This is a genomic window from Streptomyces kunmingensis (assembly GCF_039533535.1).
Taxonomy (GTDB): domain Bacteria; phylum Actinomycetota; class Actinomycetes; order Streptomycetales; family Streptomycetaceae; genus Streptomyces; species Streptomyces kunmingensis.
In genome coordinates, this window is the sequence record NZ_BAAATS010000012.1 from 134298 (window position 1) to 140358 (window position 6061).

Here is a 6061-nt window from a genome sequence, read left to right on the forward strand (position 1 = left end):
TGCCGGTTTCATGCGAGCGCGGTAAGCAGTGGGTCACGATCGGGGCCGTCGAGGGCCGGGCACGAACGAGAGGTGGGTTCCGCCGCAGCCGATGCCGCGGCGGAACCCACCTCTCGCTCTACCGATCAGGGGTCAGGAAGCGGTCATCCGCTTCTCGACGTCCTGGTGCGTCTCGAGCCACGCGGAGACGGCCTTCTCCTCCTGGCCCTGACCACGCTTCTTGATCTCGGCTTCCAGACTGCCCAGCTCGTCCTCGCTCATCTTGAAGTTCTTGAACCACTTCGTGAGCTGCGGATACTTGTTCGGGAAGTCCTTGTGGGAGATCGTCCGGATCGTGTTGCCCTCACCGAACTTCTTCTTCGGGTCGGCCAGCTTGGTGAGGTCGTACTCGCTGTACGCCCAGTGGGGCGACCAGAGCACGACCGCGACCGGCTCCTTCTTGGCGTAGGCGCGCTTCAGCTCGGCCAGCATCGCCGGCGTGGAGCCGTCGACGACCTCGTACTCCTTGTCCAGGCCGTAGCCGGGCAGTACGTCCTTCTTCAGGAGGTTCATCTCGCCGGTGCCCGGCTCGATGCCGATGATCTTCCCGTCGAAGGTCTTCGACTTGCCCTTCAGGTCCGCGAGGGACTTGACGCCCTTCACATAGGACGGAACGGCGACTTCCAGGGAGGTCGGGCTGTACCAGCTGCCCAGGTCCTTCAGGTTGTCCTTGTTCTTGTCCCAGTAGTTGCTCTGCGCGTACGGCAGCCAGGCGTCGAAGTTGACGTCGAGGTCACCGCTGGCGAGGCCGGTGTAGACCGGGCCGACGTCCATCTGCTTGAGGTTCAGCTTGTAGCCGCGCTTCTGCAGAACGTTCTTCCACAGGTAGGTGACGGCGACGTCCTCGTCCCAGGGGAACCAGGCGACGTTCACCGGACGCTTGGTCTCGGCGGCGTTCGCCTTCTTGACCGGGGCCAGCTTGTCGACGACGCCCGGGTTCTTCTTCAGCCAGGTCTTCACAGCGTCCTGCTGCTTGCCCTTGCCGGTCTTGTTGATCTCGGCCTCAAGACTCGTGAGCTGCTTCTCGCTCATCTTGAAGTCCTTGAGCCACTTGTCGACCTCGGGGAAGTCCGTGCCGAAGCCCTTGCGGGCCAGCGAGTGCACGCCGTCGCCCTTGCCCCAGGCGCCCTTCGGGTCCTTGAGCTTCTTCAGGTCGTAGTCGTTGTACGCCCAGTGCGGCGACCAGAGCGGAACGACGATCGGCTTCTTCTTGGCGTAGGCGCGCTTCAGCTCGGCCAGCATCGCCGGCGTGGAGCTGTCGACGACCTTGTACTCCTTGTCGAGGCCGTACGCCTTGAGGATCTTGCTCTTGAGCAGAGCCGTCTCGCCGGCGCTCGACTCGATGCCGGTGATCTTGCCACCGAACTTGGCGCCCTGGCCCTTGAGGTCGGCGAGCGAGTCGATGCCCTTCATGTACGAGGGCACGGTCAGCTCCAGGGAGGTGGGGCCGTACCAGGAACCCAGGTCCTCGAGCTTGGAGCCGTACTTCTTCCAGTACTGGGCGTGCGTCGTCGGCAGCCAGGAGTCGGTCTCGAAGTCGACGGCGCCCTGGGCGAGCGAGGTGTAGAGCGGGCCCGCGTCGAACTGCTTGGCCTCGACCTCGAACCCGCGCTGCTCCAGGATCTCCTTCCACAGGAACGTGGAGGCGACGCCCTCGTCCCAGGGGATGTAGCCGATGGAGATCTTCTTGCCCTGGCCGACGTTCGTGTTGTCGCCGCCCGCGGCGGTCGTGGACGAGGAGCCTCCGAAGACGCCCATGCCGCCCGCGACGAGCGCGAGGACGACGACGCCGACCATGGCGACGGCCGGACGGGGACGGTAGGACCAGATCTTCAGGCCCTGTGCGGCGCGCACCTTGGCGAGCGCGCGACGGCCGAGCGGCGAGACCTGCTGGCCCAGCGAGCTGGTCATCCGGTCGAGGTAGATCGCCAGGATGACGATGGAGATACCGGCCTCGGCGCCGAGGCCCACGTTCAGCTGGCCGATGGCCTCGTTGACGGCGCCACCGAGACCGCCGGTGCCGACCATGCCCGCGATGGCGGCCATGGACAGACCCAGCATGATGACCTGGTTGACACCGGCCATGATCGTCGGCAAGGCGAGCGGCAGCTGCACCCGCATCAGCGTGTTGCTCGGCTTCGTACCGAACGCGTCGGCGGCCTCGACCAGTTCCTTGTCGACCTGCCGGATGCCCAGCTCGGTCATGCGCACGCCCGGGGGCAGCGCGAAGATCAGCGTGGCGACGATGCCGGCGGGGGCGCCCGAGCCGAAGAACAGGATGGCCGGGATCAGGTAGACCATCGCGGGCAGCGTCTGCATCAGGTCCAGGACGGGCCGGAACAGGCCACTGACCCGGTTCGACCTGGCCGCCCAGATGCCGAGGGGCACGGAGATGACGAGCGCGATGATCGTCGACACGAGGACGAGCGACAGCGTCAGCATCGCGTCGTCCCACAGTTCCAGGTTGTCGATGAACCAGAACCCGACGAAGGTCAGCACACCCGCGGTCGTGCCGCGCAGCCAGAAGGCGATGACGGCGAAGATGCCGGCGAGCAGCAGCGGCTCGGGTGCCTGGAGCACGTCACCGATGCCGTTGTAGAGACCGTCGAAGATGGTCTTGAAGAAGTCGAAGAGCCACGCCATGTGGTTGAGCAGCCACTCGACCACATCGTTGACCCAGTCACCGAAGGGAATCCTAGGCACCGGCGTTCACCTTCTCCACCGGTCCGTCGCCCTCGCCACGCGGCGCGGGGACGGCGTCCTCGGTCTCCTCGACGAGCCCCTCGGCCGTGCCGTGGTTCTCGTCCGCGCTCTCCACGGACTTCATCGGCTCACCGAGGACGGCGAGCAGGCGCTCCCGCGGGACGACACCGATGACGTCGCCGTCCTCGCCGGTCACGGCGACGGGTATGTCACTGGTCGAGCAGGGCGTGAAGAGCTCGATGATCGGGGTGTCCTCGGTGACCTTCGCCGGAGCGGCGGACGCCGTGTACCCCTTCTCGGGCGTGGCCATGATCGCGCCCGCGGTCAGCACGCGGGAGCGGTCGACGTCCTGGGTGAAGGACGCGACGTACTCGTTGGCCGGGGTGACGAGAATGTCCTCTGCGGTGCCGATCTGGACGATGCGCCCGTCGCGCATGACGGCGATCCGGTCACCGAGCCGCATGGCCTCGTTCAGGTCATGCGTGATGAAGACGATCGTCTTCTTCAGGGTCTTCTGCAGATCGAGCAGCTGGTCCTGCATGTCGCGCCGGATCAGCGGGTCGAGCGCGCTGAACGACTCGTCCATGAGGAGCAGGTCCGCGTCGGTCGCCAGGGCGCGGGCCAGGCCCACGCGCTGCTGCATACCGCCGGACAGCTCGTCGGGGAAGGACTTCTCCCAGCCCTCCAGGCCGGCGAGGCGCAGCGCCTCCGTGGCGCGCTCCTCACGCTCGGCGCGCGCTATGCCCTGCACCTCGAGGCCGTAGGCCGCGTTCTCCAGGACGGAGCGGTGCGGGAAGAGCGCGAAGTGCTGGAAAACCATGCTGATCTTCTTGGAGCGGACCTCGCGCAGCTCGCGGGGCGACAGCTGCGTCAGGTCGTCACCGTCGAAACGGACGTGTCCCGCGGTGGGCTCCAGCAGTCCGTTCAGCATCCGCAGAAGGGTGGACTTGCCGGATCCCGACAGACCCATGACGACGAAGATCTGCCCGGGCTCGACGGTGAAGGACGCGTCGATCACGGCGGCAGTCGTGCCGTCGGCGCGCAGTTGCTCACGGTCGGCTCCGCGGCGGAGTTCTTCCACCGCCTCATCGGGTCGTCTGCCGAACACCTTGTACAGGTCTTCGGCTTCAAGCCTGGACACATACACCTCTCGGGTCGAACCAAGACGGCCCGCCTCCCCCGCCGGCGGGCCGTGGTGCGGCGCGGGGTCTGCCCGCCTGAAACCGGCCACTTCTTCAATAGTTGAACGTGTGACCGGGTCCGCTCCGAGGCGGCGCCTGCCCTGCCTTATGCAAACCAAACAGAGAAGTGGCCCAGCTCACATTCCGTTAACTACCCACCACGGATTCCGTGCAACCCGTACCTGTCGGTCCCGTGCGGCATGATGCGAATCGTGACCCAGGAAACCTCGGCCAACCAGCGCCTGATGCTGCTCGACACCGCGTCCCTGTACTTCCGGGCCTACTTCGGAGTGCCGGACTCCGTGAAGGCCCCGGACGGCACTCCGGTCAACGCGGTGCGCGGGCTGCTCGAATTCATCACCCGGCTCGTCCACGACCACCACCCCACGCACCTGGTGGCCTGCATGGACGCGGACTGGCGCCCACAGTGGCGCGTGGACCTGATCCCCTCCTACAAAGCCCACCGTGTGGCCGAGGAGACGGCGGCCGGGACGCCGGACGAGGAGGAGATCCCCGACACGCTCTCCCCGCAGGTGCCGATCATCGAGGCGGTGCTGGACGCGCTGGGCATCGCGCGCGTAGGTGTCGCGGGCTACGAGGCGGACGACGTGATCGGCACGTTCACCGCCCGGGCGACGACCCCGGTGGACATCGTGACGGGCGACCGGGACCTCTTCCAACTGGTCGACGACGCACGGAATCGCCGCGTCCTCTACCCCCTCAAGGGAGTGGGCACGCTGCAGATCACGGACGAGGCGCTCCTCCTCGAGAAATACGGGGTGGACGGCTCCGGCTACGCGGACATGGCGCTGCTGCGGGGCGACCCGAGCGACGGCCTGCCGGGGGTACCCGGCATCGGCGAGAAGACGGCGGCGAAGCTGCTGGCACAGTTCGGGGACCTGGCCGGAATCATGGCCGCGGTGGACGACCCGAAGTCCAAGCTCACACCGACCCAGCGCAAGCGCCTGGACGAGTCCCGCCCCTACCTCTCGGTGGCCCCGAAGGTGGTCCAGGTGGCGCCGGACGTCCCCCTCCCCCCGGTCACCACCACACTGCCGCGCGAGCCGCACGATCCGGACCTGCTCGACCAGTTGGCGGCGCGCTGGGGTTTGGGCGGATCTTTGCACCGCCTGCTCACCACCCTCTCATCATGAGGTGTTAGCTTAGGTTTACCTAACTAGCACGGCAGCCGACAGCATGATCAAGGGAGACCGCATATGGCCGAGCGCCCCGCACGCAAGCCCCGTAAGGCCCGCTCGGCGCAGGTCGTGCGCACGGAGCGACTCACGCCGCACATGCAGCGAGTGGTGCTCGGCGGTGAGGGTCTGGCAGACCTTCCGGAGCTCGAATACACCGACCACTACGTGAAGTTGCTCTTCGCGCCGGCGGGCGTGACCTATGCCGAGCCGTTCGATGTGGAGCGCATCCGGGAGGAGCAGCCGCGCGAGCAGTGGCCGGTGACCCGTACGTACACCGTGCGCGCCTGGGACCCGAAGGCCCGTGAGCTGATCCTCGACTTCGTGGTCCACGGCGACGAGGGCCTGGCCGGCCCCTGGGCGGCGAGCGTCGAGCCGGGCGAGACGATCCACTTCATGGGCCCGGGCGGCGCCTACGCGCCGGACGCGTCCGCGGACTGGCACCTGCTCGTCGGCGACGAGAGCGCGCTGCCCGCCGTGGCCGCGGCGCTGGAGGCGCTGCCCGAGGGCGCGCGGGCCCACGCCTTCCTGGAGGTCGAGGGCCCCGAGGAGCAGCAGAAGATCGACTCCCCGGTCGAGATCACCTGGCTGCACCGGGCGGGCCGCCCCGTGGGTCAGGCTCTCACCGACGCGGTCACCGGCCTCGACTTCCCCGAGGGCCGCCCGCATGTGTTCGTGCACGGTGAGGCGGGCTTCGTGAAGGAGCTGCGCCGCCACCTCCGAGTGGACCGCCAGATCCCCCGGGAGGACCTCTCGATCTCCGGTTACTGGCGTCTGGGCCACAACGAGGACGGGTGGCAGGCGTCCAAGCGGGACTGGAACGCGCAGGTGGAGGCCGAACAGGAGTCTCCGACGCCCGCCTGATCACGCCTTGCCCCGGGTTCCTGTGTCGCCAGGGCGGGATTGCCATGCGCCCGGCACCGGGGCGGAGCCCCGGGGCTC

The 6061-nt window shown here is 67.7% G+C and carries 4 protein-coding genes; 2 read left to right on the forward strand and 2 right to left on the reverse strand.

Annotated elements, in window-relative coordinates; all coding sequences use genetic code 11:
* Nucleotides 1–132 precede the first annotated feature (132 nt).
* Both ABD366_RS15365 and ABD366_RS15370 read right to left on the reverse strand, forming a co-directional pair.
* On the reverse strand, nucleotides 133–2742 hold the full coding sequence (locus ABD366_RS15365; protein WP_344441878.1) for an ABC transporter permease/substrate binding protein: 2610 nt from the start codon (nucleotides 2740–2742) through the stop codon (nucleotides 133–135).
* On the reverse strand, nucleotides 2735–3883 hold the full coding sequence (locus ABD366_RS15370) for a quaternary amine ABC transporter ATP-binding protein (protein WP_324771690.1): 1149 nt from the start codon (nucleotides 3881–3883) through the stop codon (nucleotides 2735–2737). The genes ABD366_RS15365 and ABD366_RS15370 overlap by 8 nt, the downstream gene beginning before the upstream one ends.
* 243 nt (nucleotides 3884–4126) lie before the next feature.
* On the opposite strand from ABD366_RS15370, the gene ABD366_RS15375 reads away from it, so the two are divergent.
* Nucleotides 4127–5077, forward strand: a complete 951-nt coding sequence (locus tag ABD366_RS15375; RefSeq protein WP_324771711.1) for a 5'-3' exonuclease — start codon at nucleotides 4127–4129, stop codon at nucleotides 5075–5077.
* A 63-nt stretch (nucleotides 5078–5140) separates the two neighbouring features.
* Nucleotides 5141–5983: a siderophore-interacting protein gene (locus tag ABD366_RS15380; protein ID WP_324771689.1), complete on the forward strand. Its 843-nt coding sequence runs from the start codon at nucleotides 5141–5143 to the stop codon at nucleotides 5981–5983.
* The last annotated feature ends 78 nt before the right edge of the window (nucleotides 5984–6061 follow it).